14 protein-coding genes and 2 pseudogenes are annotated in these 18,429 nt (G+C 59.8%); 7 read left to right on the top strand and 9 right to left on the bottom strand.

Features of this window, described 5'->3' with window-relative positions:
* Positions 1–15: 15 nt before the first annotated feature.
* The gene (gene blaOXA, locus JCM12178_RS09265) at positions 16–837 is read right to left on the bottom strand and encodes a class D beta-lactamase (protein WP_054650768.1); all 822 of its coding nucleotides are present in this window, start codon (positions 835–837) and stop codon (positions 16–18) included.
* Positions 838–985: 148 nt separating this feature from the next.
* On the opposite strand from blaOXA, the gene JCM12178_RS09260 reads away from it, so the two are divergent.
* Positions 986–1,447, top strand: coding sequence for a DUF3124 domain-containing protein (locus JCM12178_RS09260; protein WP_054650766.1), 462 nt, complete (start codon positions 986–988; stop codon positions 1,445–1,447).
* Here the strand turns inward: JCM12178_RS09260 and JCM12178_RS20850 are convergent.
* The 5 genes and pseudogenes from JCM12178_RS20850 to JCM12178_RS09240 all read right to left on the bottom strand — a co-directional run bounded on the left by JCM12178_RS20850 (position 1,444) and on the right by JCM12178_RS09240 (position 5,423).
* Positions 1,444–1,629 carry a hypothetical protein gene (locus tag JCM12178_RS20850; protein WP_369404493.1) on the bottom strand — a complete coding sequence of 62 codons (186 nt, stop codon included), beginning with the start codon at positions 1,627–1,629 and terminating at the stop codon, positions 1,444–1,446. The two genes, JCM12178_RS09260 and JCM12178_RS20850, sit on opposite strands and share 4 nt — an antisense overlap.
* A 190-nt stretch (positions 1,630–1,819) precedes the next feature.
* Positions 1,820–2,248 (bottom strand): annotated as a pseudogene (locus tag JCM12178_RS20845) (shikimate dehydrogenase family protein); the annotation flags it as partial.
* A gap of 525 nt (positions 2,249–2,773) precedes the next feature.
* Positions 2,774–3,628, bottom strand: coding sequence for an SGNH/GDSL hydrolase family protein (locus JCM12178_RS09250; RefSeq protein WP_054650764.1), 855 nt, complete (start codon positions 3,626–3,628; stop codon positions 2,774–2,776).
* Between the two features lie 375 nt (positions 3,629–4,003).
* Positions 4,004–4,576, bottom strand: coding sequence for a hypothetical protein (locus JCM12178_RS09245; protein WP_245628696.1), 573 nt, complete (start codon positions 4,574–4,576; stop codon positions 4,004–4,006).
* A gap of 229 nt (positions 4,577–4,805) precedes the next feature.
* Positions 4,806–5,423: a LysE family translocator gene (locus tag JCM12178_RS09240; protein ID WP_083465834.1), complete on the bottom strand. Its 618-nt coding sequence runs from the start codon at positions 5,421–5,423 to the stop codon at positions 4,806–4,808.
* A 137-nt stretch (positions 5,424–5,560) separates the two neighbouring features.
* Between JCM12178_RS09240 and JCM12178_RS09235 the strand changes: the two genes are divergently transcribed.
* The 4 genes from JCM12178_RS09235 (at position 5,561) to lepB (ending at position 10,114) form a co-directional block, all read left to right on the top strand.
* Positions 5,561–6,001: a hypothetical protein gene (locus JCM12178_RS09235; protein WP_157054850.1), complete on the top strand. Its 441-nt coding sequence runs from the start codon at positions 5,561–5,563 to the stop codon at positions 5,999–6,001.
* Positions 6,002–6,126: 125 nt separating this feature from the next.
* Entirely contained in the window at positions 6,127–7,503 is a 1,377-nt protein-coding gene (locus tag JCM12178_RS09230) for an MFS transporter (RefSeq protein WP_054650760.1), read from the top strand.
* 113 nt (positions 7,504–7,616) lie between these two features.
* Positions 7,617–9,419, top strand: coding sequence for a translation elongation factor 4 (gene lepA / locus JCM12178_RS09225; protein WP_054650759.1), 1,803 nt, complete (start codon positions 7,617–7,619; stop codon positions 9,417–9,419).
* Between the two features lie 20 nt (positions 9,420–9,439).
* Positions 9,440–10,114 carry a signal peptidase I gene (lepB, locus tag JCM12178_RS09220; protein ID WP_054650757.1) on the top strand — a complete coding sequence of 225 codons (675 nt, stop codon included), beginning with the start codon at positions 9,440–9,442 and terminating at the stop codon, positions 10,112–10,114.
* A 79-nt stretch (positions 10,115–10,193) separates the two neighbouring features.
* On the opposite strand, the gene JCM12178_RS09215 is transcribed toward lepB, so the two are convergent.
* The 3 genes and pseudogenes from JCM12178_RS09215 to dnaE form a co-directional block, all read right to left on the bottom strand.
* A complete protein-coding gene (locus JCM12178_RS09215) occupies positions 10,194–10,700 on the bottom strand; it encodes a hypothetical protein (RefSeq protein WP_054650755.1) in 507 nt (168 codons plus the stop codon).
* An 85-nt stretch (positions 10,701–10,785) separates the two neighbouring features.
* The gene (locus JCM12178_RS09210) at positions 10,786–11,787 is read right to left on the bottom strand and encodes a 4Fe-4S binding protein (protein ID WP_054650753.1); all 1,002 of its coding nucleotides are present in this window, start codon (positions 11,785–11,787) and stop codon (positions 10,786–10,788) included.
* Between the two features lie 8 nt (positions 11,788–11,795).
* Positions 11,796–15,280: pseudogene (gene dnaE, locus JCM12178_RS09205) on the bottom strand (DNA polymerase III subunit alpha).
* 224 nt (positions 15,281–15,504) lie between these two features.
* Between dnaE and JCM12178_RS09200 the strand changes: the two are divergent.
* Both JCM12178_RS09200 and JCM12178_RS09195 read left to right on the top strand, forming a co-directional pair.
* Complete coding sequence (locus tag JCM12178_RS09200; protein ID WP_054650751.1) at positions 15,505–16,710, top strand: sensor domain-containing phosphodiesterase; 1,206 nt, start codon at positions 15,505–15,507, stop codon at positions 16,708–16,710.
* A gap of 74 nt (positions 16,711–16,784) precedes the next feature.
* Entirely contained in the window at positions 16,785–18,023 is a 1,239-nt protein-coding gene (locus tag JCM12178_RS09195) for an SLC13 family permease (protein WP_054650749.1), read from the top strand.
* Positions 18,024–18,429 lie beyond the last annotated feature (406 nt).

Here is an 18,429-nt window from a genome sequence, read left to right as displayed (position 1 = left end):
GTGGGCGGCGGGTGATTACTGCGGCTCGCTGATGACGCTGAGCTCCTGAAGCACTACCTTGGTGTAAGCCATGCGCAGGGCCGCGTCCTCGCGTTTGTCAATGCGCACGTTGGTGGCGAAGAAAACGGTGCCGTCCTCCTTCTCTATCCAGCCGACCATCCAGCCGTGCTGGGGGCTGATGCGCTGGGCCCAGCCGCTTTTGGCGCGCATGAGCCAGCCGGGGCCGGAGTCGCGGGCCATGATCTTCTTCACGAACTCCATGTTGTCCGTGGAGAAGGGCAGCTCGTTCATGTACAGGTGCAGCAGGAACTCGATCTGCTGGCGCGAGGAGATGCGCAGGTTCCCGTCCAGCCAGAACGAATCGGGGTTCCCGCCGATGTCGGTGTTGCCGTATCCGATGAGGTCCACGTAATTCTGCATGCGCTCGGCACCGATGCGCCGGGCGATCTCCTGATAGACCCAGATGGCGGACCAGCGGAAGGCCTCCTCAAGGGTCAGGTCACGGTTCCACGGCTCGTAACCCCGGTCCTTGCCGTCCCACTTGAAGACTTCGTCCTTTTCGACCACGCCGGACTGCAAGGCGATGAGCGTGTGCGGAATCTTGTAGGTGGAGGCGGGCAGAAAATCGCGTTCGGCGCGTTTTTCGTTGCGCACCACCCATTCTCCGCGGGTCATGTCGTAGATCATGATGGAGGCTTCCGTGCCACAGGCCTGCGGCGAAGCGTCCATCGCCTTTTCGGTTTCAGACGAGGCGTTTCCCCCGGATTTCGGGGCGCAGCCCATCAGAAGAAACATGCACAGCACGGCCGCTGCGGGAAGGAAGATAAAACGTTTCATGGATGAAGTCCTTGCTGTCGGTGATCAAATCAGGTTCGATTATGCTTTAGCAGACATGGCAGGGCAAGAAAAGCGTGATACGCTTGCGAATCGGCAGGAATCTTCGTACCCTCACCGTATTCTCGAACCCCTGTAAGGAGTCCGTACCATGCGTTGCCGCATTATCGCCGTATTGCTTTTTTCCCTGCTGCTGGCCGTTCCCGCGGCTGCGGATCAGGCCATCGTGGAAGGGCAGAACGTCTACGTCCCGGCCTATTCCCATATTTATCAGGGACCAAAAGGCCGCCCCTACCAGCTCGCCGTCATGCTCAGCATCCGCAACGTCGACCTCGACACGTCCATCACCGTTGCCGTGATCGACTACTACGATGACCACGGCAAGAAACTGCATGCCTTTCTGGACAAGCCGGTAACGCTCGGTCCGCTGGAAACCTATGAGGTGAACATTCCGGCCAACGACAAGACCGGCGGGTCAGGAGCCAACTTCATCGTGAACTGGAGCGCGGAAAAAGCGGTTTCGGCACCCATCATCCAGTCAGTGATGATCGGCACCGCCTCCCAGCAGGGCATTTCCTTCGTCTGCGACGGCGTGCCGCTGGAAAGTCACTAGCCAAGCTCCGCGAGCAACAACTCGCGCGCAGCCGCTTCGTCGAGGTCCCTGCCGGTCCAGAGCCTGAACTGGGCCAACCCCTGGTGCAGGAACATTTCCAGCCCCTCGACAATCCGGCACCCGGCTTCCTCGGCTTCGTTCAGCAGCTTTGTCCTGAGCGGGTTGTAAACGATGTCGTACACCACCGTGCTCCGGGAAGCGGTCCGCCTCCCACGGCGTGGCGTCAACCATCTCGCCCGACATGCCAAGCGGCGTGGTGTTGATGATAAGCCCCGGAGCCGCGTCCATGCGCGCCTCCCAGTCCACCGCCCTGACCGCGAAATCATGCGCGATAACATCGGCCCGGCTGCGCGTGCGGTTCGTTACCGCCACATCCGAAACCCCCAGCTCCCTGAGCGCAGCCGCCGCAGCCCGCGCCGCGCCGCCAGCCCCCAGAATCAGGGCGCTTTCCGGTAAGCTGCCGATCTTTCGCAGCGGCTCCGCAAGCCCGCTGATATCCGTATTCTCCCCGCAGAGCCTGCCGTCCTCCCAGAAAAGCGTGTTCACCGCGCCAACAGACTTCGCCCGGTAGGTCAGCTCGTCCAGATGCTCCATCACCGCCCGTTTGTGCGGAATGGTCACGCTCACGCCCCGTATGCCCTCCTCGCGGACCCGGTGCATGAACGCCCCCAAATCCGCCGGACGAGTGGGCCACGCCTCATACGTCGCGTCAATGCCAAGGGACCGGAAACCAAAATTGTGCAAGGCCGGACTGAGCGTATGCCCAAGCGGCCAGCCGATGATGCCGTGAATGTTCGTCATGGCCCGGACCATACCCGGAAGCGGGCGCGAGGGGAAGATGCCTCCCGGCGGTCTGAGAGGGAAGGGGAACCCCCTCTTTCCAAGAGCGGTTCCCCCTTCCCTCTCAGACTCTCCCAACCCCCTCCGCAGAATGCTTTGGCTTGCCAAGCGGCTGGAACGGGATGTGGCTTTCGGATGATGACGTTGCCGCTTGGCGGGTTTTGACAAGACAGAGTACTTTTTGGGGCGGAGTGTTGGAAGAGGTTGCGGAGTGGGGATGGGGTATTCCCAAGTGGCGTGACGTTCTCAGCAAGCTTACCGCAAAGGGACTTTCTGTCTTGCTAACTCCCTTGCCAGTGGCGAACGCTGTTGAAACAAATCTGAAGGACTTTACACTCCCGTCTGGGAAAGGTGGAAGGGCCGGGTGAATGTCGCGCAGCGCATTCACCCGGCCCTTCCACCTTTCCCAGACAAACCAGGGAGTCCAGAGGGCCCCCGGCCCTTTGGTCCCCCTGAAGGGGCCGCCGGAGGCACTCTGTAAGGTGATCAGCCGGGCAAGAGCATGTTGCCGAGTGTCTCGGCAACAATCTTTGCGACGGCTTGTGAGCCTTTCACCGTGAAGTGCACGGAATCGTACATCATGCTTTCATCTGGTGCGATTTGCTTTGCAAGATCGATGAGCAGGACGTCTTGCTGCTTGGACACGTTGCGAATGGTCTGGTTCATGGCGCTGTAAGCTTCTTGGAAGTCTTCATATTCCACAGAGAAATCGCTTTTCAGCTGCTTTGCTTTTGCCTGCATGAAGTTGTCGGGCGTGGCCGTAATGCGGCTGGCTTGGGTCATGAGCACTGGCTTGATATTATGCTGCCTACAGATGAAAATGAAGAGTTCGAGCGTTTTCCTGAAGGATTGCGTGATCCTGCCGATGTCGAGGTCTGCAGGTTTTCCCCGGTATTGGTCGTAATCGGTTCTCGGAGATGGCAGAAAGATATGGTTTATTTCTCTTTCTGTGACCCACTTGCGGATCGGGTCGTAGTGTTTTTCTTGTATCATTCCACGGCGATAGTGTTCTGCCCAGTATGATCCTGCCGTCATCAGGAACATGAGATCGTTGATGGCGTGCATGAGCACTACGGCATCGGCGTTCATGGGGATCACTTTCCCGAAGAGACTTAATACGCTGTGGTTTGACGAGCTGCCGGATTTGCCGCCGTTATATGCGTTGACTTTCATGTCGTGCTGATTTTCCAACAACCGGCCGGTAAGGTATGGAAACCGTTGCTTTTCCGGGATGCTCAGACATTCAGTGGTCGAGCCGCCTAGGAACACGACTTCAAAATCAGGATTGTCGTGGATTCGGGATGGCATGATGAAACCGTTTTCATCGCCTCGTCGCACCACCTTGCCTTCCGTCAGTTGGGACGAGTGCCATGACTCTGAGAGGGGGGAGCATTCGCGAAGGGGAAGGTGTCGTTCATAGCCCCGTTCTCTCACGTTGCAGCCATGGACTCATATCCAACGTAGAGGCCGCCGGAGAGAATGGCTGCCAACATGATGGCTATTGCGAGGTATGCTTTTGCTTTGTGCTTTTCCAATGGGTTGTTGTGGTTCGGACTCATTCAGCGTTCCTTGTGTCATTGTGCAGCATCAACGAGGGAGTAGGGTAGTAGATCCATTTCCTGTCACTTGGACGTCGTGTTGAGTTTCAGAGTCCATTTCATTTGTCAATGTGCTGATTTCTTGGTGGCGTTGGGGTGAGCTTGCTCCATGCGGCAATCAACCGGGCATGTAGGCTTTGGCGATGCGGAAGACGTCGTCGTAGGGCATTTTGTCTCGGATGCCGAGGGCCATTTCGAGTGACATGTCCATTTTTCGGCTGGTTTCGGCGATGGTTTGGTCTCGGATGCCTTCGAGGTGGTAGGCGAGGAAGTCGGGTTCGAAGTTGTCTATGGCGAGGGAGAGTCCTTCGGTGAAGTAGCGGGATTTGGTGTGGCGCAGGAAGCGTTCGAGTCCGGCTTTGCCTTCGCGGCGGGCGTAGATGGCGAAGAAGAGCAGTTTGACCACGAGGCGGTCGAAGCGGAGCTTGTGGTCGACTGCGAGGAGCGTGGCGAGGTCTGCGCCTTTTTCGTTGACGGCGCTGACCAGTCCGGAGGCCATTTCAAAGGCTTTTTTTTCTGAGAGCGGGGCGTGGGAGAATTTGGAGTCCATGCGTACGAGGGTGACGCGGGGGTTTTCGCCGGAGGCGATGGCGAAGAGGGAGAGTCGCATGAGGTCGATTTTGCGGCGGTAGTCGTCGAGCAGGGTGTCGCGTTTGACTTCGGCGAGTTTGCGGACGAGGGCTGGGTCCATGTTGGAGAAGACCGTTTCGAGCAGGTGGCGGATGTAGACTTCGGTGGTGCCGTCCAGCTCGTCGCGGATGATGGTCTTGCCTTGCGGGTGTCCTTGATTTTTCGGATGGAAAGCCAGTAGGCGGCCAGCCCTTCGAAGGGCATTTCCAGTATGTCGAGATCTTTGCCTTCGGCCATGTTCTACTCCGGCTGTTTATTGGGAAGATACCCCAAAGGGCGGAAAAAACCAATCAGATGAACAGGGTGAGGAATGCGCCTATGCCGAATGCGGCTATGACGCCGCCGGAGAGCTTGCTGACGAGGGGCAGTCGCCGGGTGAGGCGGTTGCGCATCCGGGTGGCGGCGGTGCTGAGGAAGGCCCACCAGCCGGTGGAGCCGAGGAAGACGCCGAGGACGAGGATGACGGCGCCGCGGCTGTCGAAGTGCAGGCCTTCGGAGCTGAAGGCGGTGAATACGGCCATGAAGAAGACGATGGTGGCGGGGTTGGTGAGGCCGAGGATGAAGGAGGCGGCGAAGTCGCTGGAGAGCTTGCCGGGTTTGGGCTGGTCGACGGTGCCGGGCAGGGCGGTGGGCTGGCGCAGGGTTTTGATGCCGACCCAGAGCAGGATGAGGCCGCCGATGATCTTGAACCATGCCTGATGGTCGAGCAGGAAGCCGGAGACCATGGTCAGGCCGAAGCCTGCGATGGCGCCGTAGATGGCGTCGGCAACGGCCACGCCGAGGCCCACGGCCATGCCGCCTCGGATGCCGCCGGAAAGACTGCGCTGGATGCACATGACGCCCATGGGGCCGACGGGGGCGGCGATGGACAGGCCGATGATCATGCCCTTGAGCAGTATGGAGAGCATTGTTTTTCCTTTGGAAAGTGCGATTCTTGACCTGTGGGGCCCGTGTGGTATTAGTCGCGGGACGGACGGTTCCGACAAGTTTGCAGGAGTTTAGGGGGGCGACTGTGCGGATGTCAAACGGAGAAGTCATACGAAATGTGCTGCTTGCCGTTATCGCGATCGGGACGCTGGTCGTGTTTTTCGGCTTCGATCTTTTTGACGGCAAGAGCGAGTGGTTCGGCTCAAGCAAGATGCCGAAGGTCTCTTTTGCCGGGAAGATCAACAAGCGCCAGATCCCAGAAGGTCAACGGCAACAGCTTGCGAAGTATTTGGGCGAGAACAGCGATATTTTCACCAATGTGAGCGTGCTGGCCTCCAAGCAGGACAGCTATGCGTCCGGTCCGAAGGCGTGGGTCCTGTTCGAGATTCATGCCGAGCTTGCCAGCGGGGCGCGTTTGAAAACGCCAACGCGGCGGACCACCATGGACAAGCTGGTGCCGAGCATCATCGAAAAGCTCGAAAAGGATGCAAGGGCGTACCGCAAGGTTCACGGCGGCTCCAAGGGCAAAAGCAACAACACCCTCATCAACTCCATGTGACGCGACACCCGGTGACCGGGATGAACCGGGGAGCTTGACACCTGCGCAGACATGAACTAGTTGCACCGTAAACTATCTTGTGCCGGAACGGGTTTCCGTTCCGGCGTTGTTTTTCGGGAGACTGCATGCCGCGCACAGACAAGCGATCCGTTCTTTTTGCCATCACCGCGACCCAGTTCGCGGTGCCGTACATGGTGTCCGGCGTGGCCGTGGCCCTGCCGGTCATCGGGCGGGAGCTTGGCGCGAGCGCGGTGGACCTTTCGCTGGTGGAGTCTTCCTACATCGCGGCGGTGGCGATGCTGCTGCTTCCTGCGGGGCGGCTGTGCGACATGTTCGGCGGCGGCCTCATCTTCAGTATCGGCCTTGCGCTGTATCAGGTCATCACTTTTGCCCTCGGCTTCGTGCATGACATGGAGCATTTCGTGCTGCTCAGGCTGTTGCAGGGTTTTGCGGGCAGCATGATGATCTCGCCCGGCATGGCGCTGTTGACCGAAGCCTATCCTCGCGGAGAGCGGGGAAAGGCCATCGGCATCTCTATCACCGGGGTGTATCTGGGCATCTCCGCAGGGCCGTTCCTTGGCGGTATTATCACCACTACCTTCGGCTGGCGGTGGCTTCTGTTTACCGGCGTGATCCCATGCCTTGCGGCTTTATGGATGGCCGTGCGCGGCTTGCCGCTTACCTTTCGTAGACGGGTGGAAGGGGGCTTCGACTGGCTCGGGTCCATTTTGTCCGCCTCGGGCATCGGGCTGGCCGTGTTCGGCAGCTCCACGTTTGACGAGCCGCACGGGATGCACTTCCTCTGGGCAGGACTCGCAACGCTGATCGCCTTCCTTCTTTGGGAGCGACTGTGCGCGCATCCGCTGCTGGACCTGCGCCTGTTCCGCGGGAATCGTCCGTTTTCCTTTGGCTGTCTTGTGCAGTATATCAATTATACAGCTACCTTCGGCGTGACTTTTCTGCTCAGTGTGTTCCTTCAGTACGGCAAGGGCATGACCGCGCAGGAGGCCGGGACCGTTCTGGTTATCCAGCCGCTGACCATGGCGGTGTTCTCGCCGCTGGCCGGGCGGCTTTCCGACACCATGGACAGCCACAAGCTGGCCGGGACGGGCATGTTCGTGTCCGTTGTGGGCGTTGCGCTGGCTTCCATGATCGGGCTGGAGACCTCCATGTGGCACATTGTGGCCGTGCTGTTGTGCGTCGGCCTTGGCACCGCATTTTTCTCCACGCCCAACATGAGCTCCATCATGGGCAGCGTGGGAGCCCGGCATCTGGGCGTGGCCTCGGCCATGACCGCCGTGATGCGCACCGTGGGCATGACCTCGGGGATGATCCTCATCACCGTCGTCATGGCCCGCCTGTTGGGCGACGCGGCCGTGACGGAGGAAAACATCACCCTCTACATGCAGGCGCTTCGTACCTCGCTGATGACGTTTACGGCCATCGGCATCCCCGGCATCATGCTGACCTTCATGGCCGTTTCCCGAAAGGAAACCGCCTGAAGGTTATAGTATTGGACACTCGGGCCGAAGTACCGTAAAAAGCATCACCTGCTTCCCCGGTAGGACCGGGCCTTTTCCCATGCTCAACAAACCGCCGACCGGGCCTGCATATCATGAAAAAAGAAAATATTAGAAATTTCAGCATTATCGCTCACATCGACCATGGCAAGTCCACGCTGGCCGACCGCATCCTCGAACTGACGGGGATGGTTTCGGAGCGCGACAAGAAAGATCAGTATCTTGACAGGATGGACCTTGAACGCGAACGCGGCATCACCATCAAGTCGCAGGCTGTTCGCATACCGTACAAACATTCGGACGGGCAGGAGTACATCCTGAACCTGATCGACACGCCGGGGCACGTGGACTTCAGCTATGAAGTCTCCCGCAGCCTCGCGGCCTGCGAGGGCGCGCTGCTTGTGGTGGACGCCACGCAGGGTGTCGAGGCCCAGACGCTCGCCAACGTCTATCTGGCGCTGGACAACGACCTCGAGGTCATTCCGGTGTTGAACAAGATCGACCTGCCGAGCGCGGATCCGGAGCACATCGCCAACGAGATCGAGGAGACCATCGGCCTCGACTGCTCCGACCCCATCTGCATTTCCGCCAAGACCGGCCAAGGCGTGGATCGCGTACTTGATGCGGTCATCGACCTGCTGCCGCCCCCGCGTGGAGGCTCCGAAGAGCCGCTCAAGGCGCTGATTTTCGACTCGTGGTACGACTCGTATCAGGGCGTTGTGGCGCTCATCCGCGTTGTGGAAGGCACGCTCAAGAAGGGCGACGACATCCGCATGCTCTCCAGTGACAAGCGGTTCGAGGTTACGCGCCTCGGGGCGTTCATGCCCGAGCCCAGAGAGGTGAAATCCATGGTCGCGGGCGAGGTCGGTTTCCTCTGCGCTTCCATGAAGGATCTCGGTGACGCGCGCGTGGGTGACACCATCACCCATGTTGACCGCCCCTGCGCCGAGGCATATCCGGGCTTCAAGCCCATCAAGCCCATGGTCTACGCAGGGCTCTATCCGGTGGAACCGTCAGAATACGAGCCGCTCAAGGGCGCGCTGGAAAAACTGCAGCTCAACGACGCGGCGTTCACCTTTGAGCCGGAAACCTCGCAGGCGCTCGGCTTCGGCTTCCGCTGCGGGTTCCTCGGCCTCTTGCACATCGAGATCATTCAGGAGCGGCTGGAGCGGGAGTTCCAGGCCCGGCTCATCACCACCGCGCCGAGCGTGGTCTACGAAGTGGTTACGGTGAATGGCGAGACGCTCAATATCGACAACCCGAGCAAGCTGCCCGATCCCACCAAGATCGACACCATTCGGGAGCCTTTCGTGCGCATGGAAGTGCACGTGCCCAACGAGTTCGTGGGCGCGGTGCTGGCCCTGTGCGAGGAAAAACGCGGCATCCAGAAGGATCTGGCCTACATGACCAGCAACCGCGTCATCATCACCTACGAAATCCCCTTCGCGGAGATCATGTACGACTTCTTCGACAGGCTGAAGTCCAGCACCAAGGGCTATGCCTCGCTTGATTACGAGGTCATCGATTACCGCGAAGCAGACATGATTAAACTCGACATTCTCATAAACGGCGATCCTGTTGATGCCTTCTCCTGCATCGTGCACCGGGAAAACTCGACGCGCGTGGGCCGCTCTCTGGCGCTCAAGCTCAAGCGCAGCATCCCGCGCCAGATGTTCGAGGTGGTCATTCAGGCCGCCATCGGCAACAAGATCATCGCCAAGGAGCGCAACCCGCCCCTGCGCAAGGACGTGACCGCCAAGTGCTACGGCGGCGACATCTCCCGTAAGCGCAAGCTGCTGGAAAAGCAGAAGGAAGGGAAAAAGCGCATGCGCCGCATGGGCAATGTCGAAATCCCGCAGGAAGCCTTCCTCGCCGTTTTGAAGGCGGACGAAGACTAGCTGTCCAACCCGGAGTAAGCATGAAAAAGGACCTGACACAAAGCGTTCGTGAAACTGTTGAGGTGCTGGTAGTCGCCGGACTGCTGGCCCTGTTCATCCGCACCTTCATCGTGCAGGCGTTCAAGATTCCTTCCGGCTCCATGCTCCAGACGCTCCAGATCGGCGACCATCTGCTGGTGAGCAAGTTTCTGTACGGCGTGAAGGCGCCGTTCGTGGACAAGATCATCATCCCGGTCTCCAATCCGGAACGTAACGATATCATCGTCTTCGAGTATCCGCAGAACCCGGACGTGGACTTCATCAAGCGCATTGTGGGCGTTCCCGGCGACACGCTGGAGATCGTGGACAAGCAGCTCTATCGCAACGGCCAGCCCGTCAACGAGAGCTTCACCCAGTTCACGGGCTCCATGGTGTACCCGCGCCCGGCCCGCATGCCGGACGTGCTGCCGCCGGACCAGTACGCCGAATACTTCAACGGCAAGGCGCATATGTCCCACCGCGACCAGATGCCGCAGATTACCGTTCCCGAAGGCAAGTACTTTGTCATGGGCGACAACCGCGACGGTTCTCACGACTCCCGTTTCTGGGGCTTCGTGGACCGCGAGGCCATCCTCGGCAAGGCCCTGTTTATTTATTGGTCTTGGGAGAACCTCACCGACATCCGCTGGAACCGCCTCGGGAAAGTGGTGGAGTAGGCGGCACATTGATTTGCCATTCAAAGCGGCCCGGAAGCATCAGCTTCCGGGCCGCTTTTTCATTGTTTCACTGTGGAAGCTATTTTTTATCCGGCCGGAACGCCCAAGGAAAAAGGTCTTTGCCAAAGGCCTTCAGATGGTCCAGCCCACTGGCTTCTTCGCCCTTTTTACCGAAGAGTTTGATGTTTGAAGAGCCGGGGATATTGCCGAGCTGTCGATAAATGCTTGCCCACTCCTCCAAATCGTCTTTGATTACAGCCTGAATCTGTTTGCCTCGTTGACGTGAGCGAGTGGTGCCGATGCTTTCAGTGTTTGAGCTGGTTTTCTTGGGAGAAGGTTTATTCTTTTCTCCATAGTTGTGGTTTAAGGACATAACTGCTCCCTCATGTTTGGGCATCCAATTGCTTGGCTTATCTTCTACCCACCAAGCGAACTGGTGATGAGGGTCACTCCATTTATTCCTCACCTCACCATGCTTTCGGACAGGTTCATAGACTCCATCACCATACCGAATCCATTGACGTTTAAATGCCCCTGTGCGCGGATCGTATGTCTCGCGTTTAAAATCTTCCATTGACATCTGCATAGCGGTCCTCCTGTGGACTTTGGTTGAATTTCTCAGAAGAGCAGCAGTGTAGCACGGGCATATGGACAAAGAAGAAAAAACACGCTCAAAGGAAGAGAATGGAAACAGAATACCACTTGACAGGATGCTTGTGGAACAGGGTGAACGAAGCGTGCGTTGCTGAAGGGAGGTGATGAAAACCAATAATCAGAACAATCTGAATCAAAGGTGATCGTACAAGCGAGAAAGATGCTGTCAGAAGAAAAGGCCGCACATGAATCATGTGCGGCCTTTTCTTCGTTTTCGGAACAGGGCTACAAGTAGAATTCGGGGTCTTTTCGGTCCGAACATTTCTCCACGAGCATGGTGCGGAAGCCTGTATCTTCTCGTGTGTCAGAGAACGGGCGCTCATGGGGCAGACGCGGGTACAGGCGCAGCAGCGGATGCACAGGGCTTGGTTTGTGGAAAGCTCGTCCCCGGCGATGATGGCACCGGCTGGGCAGGAGCGGGAGCACTCGCCGCAGAGCACGCACGCTTCGGGGTCGGTTTCCGGGGCCGGAGGTCCGGCGCTGGTTCCATCCCGGAACGGGCGGTTGCCCGGCAGCTCCAGCGAGGGATGCGAGGAAGCCTTGCCTTTGGAGAGCTTTTCGGCCACCAGATGCCCGAACTGGTGGGCGTCTGACTCGTCGCGCATGTCCGGGCGGCCTTCGGCCACCGGGGTGTCGAAGGTGGAGTACGAGTGCTCACCGATAAAGGCGGCTCCGGCCACGGGGATGAAACCGAGGTCTTCGGCGATGTCCTTGAGCTCCAGCAGCGCATCCTCAAAGGCGCGGTTGCCGTATGTCACCACCAGCGCGGCGGGACGGCCGTCGCCGTGGACGTGTTTTTTCAGGCGCTCCACGGCAAGGGCAGGAACGCGGCCCGCGTAGACCGGCACGCCGATGATGGCGAGCCCTTCCATGGGCGACTCGGTCTGGCCGAGGTGGTGCGGCAGGGTCAGGTCGTTTCGCACGATATTTTCGGCCCCGAAGCCCTGTGCCACGGCTTCGATGGTGCGGCGGCTGGTTCCGGTGGGGGAGAAGAAGACGAGTTCGACGGTCGGGGACATGGGTGCTCCTATTGCAGTTGCCATTCGTCGGCTTCCTTCCAGAAAGCCTGCGACGGGGTAACGCGCCAGCCGTTGCCAAGGCGCATGGTCACGTAGGAATCCGGGGTGCCGATCCTGAGCACAACCGGGGTCTGGCCGTGGTGACGTTTGATGAGTTCTTCGAGGGCGGTCATCTTCGCGTCGTTGAGCCGGGCCTCTTCGATGCTGATGGGCGCGGGCTGGTCGCTGCTGGTGACGGCCTTGGCCAGAAGGGTCACGCGGTCGGCCAGAATCTTGGCGTCGCGCGGGCTTCGCTGTCTTCATCGCGGGAGTCGATCTTGCCCTCGACGAGCAGGGCGCGGTCCTCGCGAAGCAGTTCGCCCGCTTCGGCGTACACGTTGGGCAGCATGGTCACTTCGCCGGTGCAGGTCAGGTCTTCCGCAGTGCAGAAGGCCATCTTGTCGCCCTTTTTGGTGATGTATTCCTTGAAATCCGGGACGATGACCGGGACCTTGACCTCCATGCCCTTGGGCATGGTCTTGCAGTCCATGAGCGTGTTCAGGCGCAGGCGGCGCATCTCGTGCTTGTAGGCCAGCAGGGGATGGCCGGTCAGGAAGAAGCCGAGCACTTCCTTCTCGCGGGAGAGCTTTTCGCGGTCCTCCCACTCGGGAACATCCGTGGGCTCCGGGCCGGGAGCGGGCTGGCCCGCACCTTCGCCGCCGAGCATGTCGAGCATGTTCAGCATGCCGGAGTCCTTTTCCTTGGCCTTTTTCTGGGCCAGCGCCACTGCGCGGTCGAGGTCTTCCTCAATGGATGCGCGGGTGCAGCCGAAGCACTCGAAGGCCCCGGCCTTGTTGAGCGATTCCAGCACGCGCTTGGTCACGCGCTTGAGGTTGATGCGCTCGCAGAAGTCGAAAATGTCGGTGAACGGGCCGTTTTCGTCGCGCTCGGCCGCGATCTCGTTGATGGCCTCTTCCCCCACGTTCTTGATGGCCGCCATGGCAAAGAGGATTTCCCCGTTCTTCACCGAGAAACGGGCCATGCCCGAGTTGACGTTGGGCGGGTTGACCTTGATGTTCATGTCCCGGCAGGCGTTGACGTACATGATGATCTTGTCGGTGTTGTTCATTTCCGAGCTCATGATCGCGGCCATGAACTCCACCGGGAAATGCGCCTTCAGGTACGCGGTGTAGTAGGAAACAAGCGCGTACGCGGCCGAGTGCGACTTGTTGAAGCCGTATGCCGCGAACTGTTCCATGAGGTCGAATATCTCGTCCGCCGTCTTTTTGGGGATGCCCTTTTCCTCGGCCCCTGCCACGAAGCTGACGCGGTGCTTTGCCATTTCCTCGGGAATCTTCTTCCCCATGGCGCGGCGCAGCAGGTCGCCCTGTCCAAGGGAGTAGCCGCCGATGATCATGGCGCAGGCCATGACCTGCTCCTGATAGACGATGACCCCGTAGGTGGGCGAGAGCGTCTCCTCCAGCGAGGGATGCGGGTAGGACACCTTGACCTCGCCGTGCTTGCGCTTGATGAACTCGTCTACCATGCCCGAGCCGAGCGGGCCGGGGCGGTAGAGCGCGAGCATTGCGATGACGTCCTCGAAACAGTTGGGCTTGAGCATCCGCAGATACTTCCGCATGCCTGAGGATTCCACCTGAAACACCCCGTCCGTGTCGCCGGTGCTGTAAATCTCGTAGGTCTTGGGGTCGTCGAGGGCCAGCGTGTCGAGGTCCGGGGCTTCGCGGCCCTGCTCCCGGATGATGTCGAGGCAGTCCTCGATGACCGTCATGGTGCGCAGGCCGAGGAAGTCGAACTTGATGAGGCCGACCTTCTCCACCTTTTTCATGTCGTACTGGGTGACGACTTCGCCCTTCTTCCCGGTGTAGAGGGGGAGATACTCGGTCATGGGCTTCTCGGAGATGACCACCCCCGCCGCGTGGGTGGAAGCGTGGCGGGCCATGCCTTCGAGCCGCTTGGAAATGTCGATGAGCTTGGCGACCTTGGAGTCGTCCTCGGCCATCTGGCGCAGTTCGGGAACGCCCTTGGCCGCGTTGGCAACGGTGATCTTGGCCTTGGCCACGCCGAGAAGCTGGGCAAGGTAGTTCGGGTCCTCGGGGATGAGCTTGGCGATGCGGTCGGTTTCGGCAAAGCTCAGGCCCAGCGCACGCCCCACGTCCTTGATGACCGCTTTGGCTTTCATGGTCCCGTAGGTGGTGATCTGCGCCACGTGGTCCTCGCCGTATTTTTCGGCGGTGTAGCGCACCACTTCGAGGCGGCGGCGTTCGCAGAAGTCCACGTCGATATCCGGCATGGACACGCGCTCGACGTTCAGGAAGCGTTCGAACAGCAGGTCGTACGGGATGGGATCGATGTTGGTGATCCTGAGCGCCCACGCCACAATGGAGCCAGCCGCCGAGCCGCGCCCCGGGCCGACCGGAATCCTGTTGTCCTTGGCCCAGTTGATGAAGTCCTGCACGATGAGGAAGTAGGCCGGGAAGCCCATCTCCCGGATGACCCCCAGCTCGTATTCGAGCCGGTCCCAGTAGACTTTCTCGTCCACCTCGTATGGTGCCACCTCGATGCGTTTCTGCAGACCCTCGCGGCAGAGGCGTTCGAACTCCTCGTCCATGGACACGCCCTCGGGCAGTTCGTAGGCCGGGAAGGAGTAGTTGCCGAGCTCGATGGTCAGGTTGCAGCGTTCGGCGATGCGCTGGGTGTTCTCGATGGCCTCGGGAACGTGCGCAAAGGCTTCCTCCATTTCCTCCGGCGTCTTGAAATACAGTTGGTTGGTGTCCATCCGGAACCGCTTCTCGTCGTCCACGGTTTTCTGTGTCTGGATGCACAGGAGGGTATCGTGGGCCTCGTAGTCCTCTGCGGTGAGGTAGTGGCAGTCGTTGGTTGCCACCAGCGGCAGGCCGGTCTTCTCGGCGCACTGGATGAGCAGGTCGTTCAGCCGGACCTGATCGCCGATGCCGTTGTGCTGGAGTTCGAGATAGAAATTGCCCGGAAAGATGGCTTCGTATTCCCTGGCCATGGCAACGCCAGCGTCAAGCCCCTCGTTCATGAGCTTGCGGGGCACTTCCCCGGCAAGGCAGGCGGACAGGGCGATCAGCCCCTCTGAGTGCTTGTTCAGCCAGTGCTTTGTCACGCGGGGCTTGTAGTGGAAGCCTTCGAGGTAGCCTTTGGAGACGAGCTTGATGAGGTTCTTATAGCCGGTGTTGTTCTTGGCGAGCAGCACGAGGTGGAAGCCGCCGGGCTTGTCTTTCCTGAGGTGTGCTTCTTCATCGTCCACGTCGCCGGGCGCCACGTAGACCTCGCAGCCGATGATGGGCTTGATGCCCATGTCCATGGCGGTCATGTAAAAGGCCACGGCCCCGAACATGGACCCGTGATCGGTGACGGCTACGGCGGGCATGCCGAGGTCCTTTGCCCGCTGACAGAGGTCGCCGAGCCGTATGGCCCCGTCGAGCAGGCTGTATTCGGTGTGGACGTGCAGATGGACGAATTCGGCCATGTATTCTTTCGCTCCCTGAGGACTGTGTTTGCGGAAGCGGCAGTGTATCCGAAAAGGCGGGGGCTGAAAACAGGCTAGTCGGGGTCGGGAGTTTGTCTCGTGTCGGGCAAGCAAAAAGTGTGATTCTTTTCAGTGTGCTGTGTGGGTGGAGAGAGGATGTGTCTTGGCCTTTCCGCTTATTTCGTATAGGTTGCTGGAACTTAAGCATCAAAGACGGGAAGAATATGGACGACCGGCAACTCATTGAACAGATGGTGGAGAAGGGGAGCATCAATACGCTCTTCCAGCCTGTCGTTTCCATTCCCACCCGCAGCATTCTCGGGTTCGAGGCCTTTTCCGAGGGCGTGGCTCGCGGCGGGCGCGTGGAGGGCGGGCGCATGTTCTCTCCTGACACGCCACCGCAAACGCGTCTGGAACTGGACCGGCTCTGCCGGGAGAAGGCGCTCCGGAATTTCAAGTCCATCGCCGACAACCACAGGTCCATCCTGCTCTTCCTGAACCTCGACCTGTCCGTGCTCGAATGCAGCGAATCCGCTGTGGACCACTTCGCCAAGCAGACCTCGGCCGCGGGTGTCCCGCCCGAACGGGTCATCGTCGAAGCCCCGCCGAGGCTGCTGGAGAGCCTTTCCCCGGATGTGGAGACCTTCTACCGCCGCAAGGGCGTGATGCTCTCGGTAGATAACGTGGACATGAACGACCCGGTGTTCGGCATCTTTGCAGCGCACAATGTCGATTTCATCAAGGTGAACCGTTCGTTTTTCGCGGACGCGGATGAACGGGCCGGGCGGATGCTGAAGCGGCTGGTCTCCTTTGCCGGGGAGATGGGCGCGTCCGTCATCGCCCAGTGCGTGGAGAGCGAGGAGGAATCCATCTTCCTGCTCAAGAACGGAATCGGGCTGCAGCAGGGGTATTACTATACCAAGGATGAGGCCGCTGAAACCGACGACCCGGCGCGTATGTTCTTTGGCAAGATTCGCGAGACCTACAACAAGTTCCTTGCCATGCGCCGTGAAGCCATTCGTGACCGCAAGGCCCGGTTCGAGGCGCTCAACCGGACAGCATCGCGTCTGGCAGGAGCGATGGCCAAGGCCCGTATATCCGGCTTTGAGCAGGGCGTTCGGGAGATAGTTCGCGACCATGAGGTGGTCATCTCGGCTTTCGTGATCGATCCCGCCGGGGTGCAGCTCACCACGCGGCCTCGTAGCGGGGTGCACGCGAAAAAAACGCGCACTCTGCCGGAGTCCTCACCCGGATTCGATCACGGCGGGCGCGACTATTACCTATATATAGAAATGGGCTACGACAAATTCGTGACCCGGCCGTTCGATTCGCCGGGACTCGGCCTGCCCGCATGCCTGATCGCCATGCCGTTCTACGGTGTGGACGGCAGGCGCTACATTCTCTCTCTGGAGTTTCCGCACCCCGGATAGTCTTGCATTGTCCGCGCAATCGGGCCAATAATGCCCGGAAGACCGGGTAGGCCCGAACCGAGGACGATTTCCGCATGACAGACATTCTCGACGCCATCTGGCAGCGCGTGCCGCTCGGCCTGCTTTTCGCGGGCGCATACGCCGTGTACCGGATGCTGGCGGTCAACGGGCTCACCGAGAGTTTTGTCCAGCGCGCCATTGCCCGAAGCGGCGGCAGGCCTTCGCGCCTATTACTATATATAGTGATAGCCGCCGCCACCCTCTCTGCATTCATCCCCAACGCCGTGACCGTGCTGACCATGCTGCCCGTGCTCAGGGTGCTCGACGACGACTTCCGGCGCGAGGGCATCCACGGCATGACCACGCCGCTGATGGTATCCGCTGTCTATGGCGCGGGCATAGGCGGCATGGCGACCATGATCGGCACCCCGGCCAATGCGGTGCTCCTTGTGGCGCTTGACCTGCTGAATGTGCCGGGCCGGGAGGGCATTACCTTTGTGAGTTGGTTCGTGTGGTCGCTCCCGCTGGTGGTGGCGCTGGTGATTGCCGCCTGGGGCGTGGCCGCCGGGCTGGGACTTCCGTCCGATGCTCGCGGCGTCCGGGTGGCTGCTCATTGCAAAGAAGGCGAGTGCCTGACGAGCCGCCAGCGCGCGGGTGTGTGGATGCTCGGCGCATTCCTGCTTTTCTGGGCGGGCGAGGCCGTGGCAAAACAGCTTTGGGCGGGATTTGCGGATAACGCTGTTTGGGCGGCTCTGGCTTTTACCGTGGTATTCCTGCTCTTGGCGTTCGTTCGCCGACTTCCGGCAGACGCGCTGTGTGACGGCCCGCTGTTGCGTCCGTCCGACTTTGCGGGCGGCATCCCGCGCCGGGGCGTGATCTTTGTGGCGCTGCTCCTTCTGGTGTTTGCCGTGGCCCGTTGGTTCGGGCTGGACGCGGCCGCATCAGGCTGGGCGTCGCAGCTCCTCGGGCGAAGCATGTCGCCGTGGCTGTTCATGTTCCTTTCTGTCCTTACCGTTATCTTCCTTACGGAAGTCATGAGCAATACGGTTGTGGTGGCCGGGTTCTTCGTGGTCATCCATCTTGCGGCCGGGGCGCAGGGGCTTCCGGCGCTTCCGGCCATGGTCGCGGTGTCAGTGGCCTCCACCTGCGCCTTCATGACCCCCATCGCCACCCCGGCCAATGCGCTGGCCTTTGGGGAAATGCGCGGAGCCTCGTTGCGGGCCATGCTCGTTCTGGGAGCGGTGTTGAATGTCCTTGTTGCCCTCATCCTCTCCGGCTGGCTCGGCTGGATCTTGCCGATTCTCTATGGCTAGAAGGTCATTTTGTGACGGTTTTGCGCGTTTCGATCCGTGAAATGGTGCGGTCGGATTGTTCGATTCTCGAATTGTGGCGGGGGTTTGATTGCGAGATGGTGAGGGAGGGGCGCAGTTCGACAGCTTTCCTGCACGGAGGGTGCGAAATGGCGAGTCAAAAATGCTCTATAAAATCAATATGTTGAAAATTGAGTGAAATAAAAGTGAAGTTTTTTGAAAAAAGCGCTTGACCTCTGAGGGTGGTTTCCGTAGAACCTCTCTTCGTCGCGAGGGACACGGCAACGCCGGACGGACCAAGCGACTTGTTCTTTCCAAGTAAATCGGACGGTTAGCCGGAAGGTCGGCTTCGGGGTCTCTGAGAGAGACACTGAAAAAAATCTTCAAAAAACGGTTGACAGGGGCGACG

It is taken from the genome of Salidesulfovibrio brasiliensis JCM 12178 (assembly GCF_001311825.1).
Lineage (GTDB): Bacteria > Desulfobacterota > Desulfovibrionia > Desulfovibrionales > Desulfovibrionaceae > Pseudodesulfovibrio > Pseudodesulfovibrio brasiliensis.
Note: the sequence above shows the minus strand (reverse complement) of the source record. Positions and strands in the feature narration are given on the sequence as shown.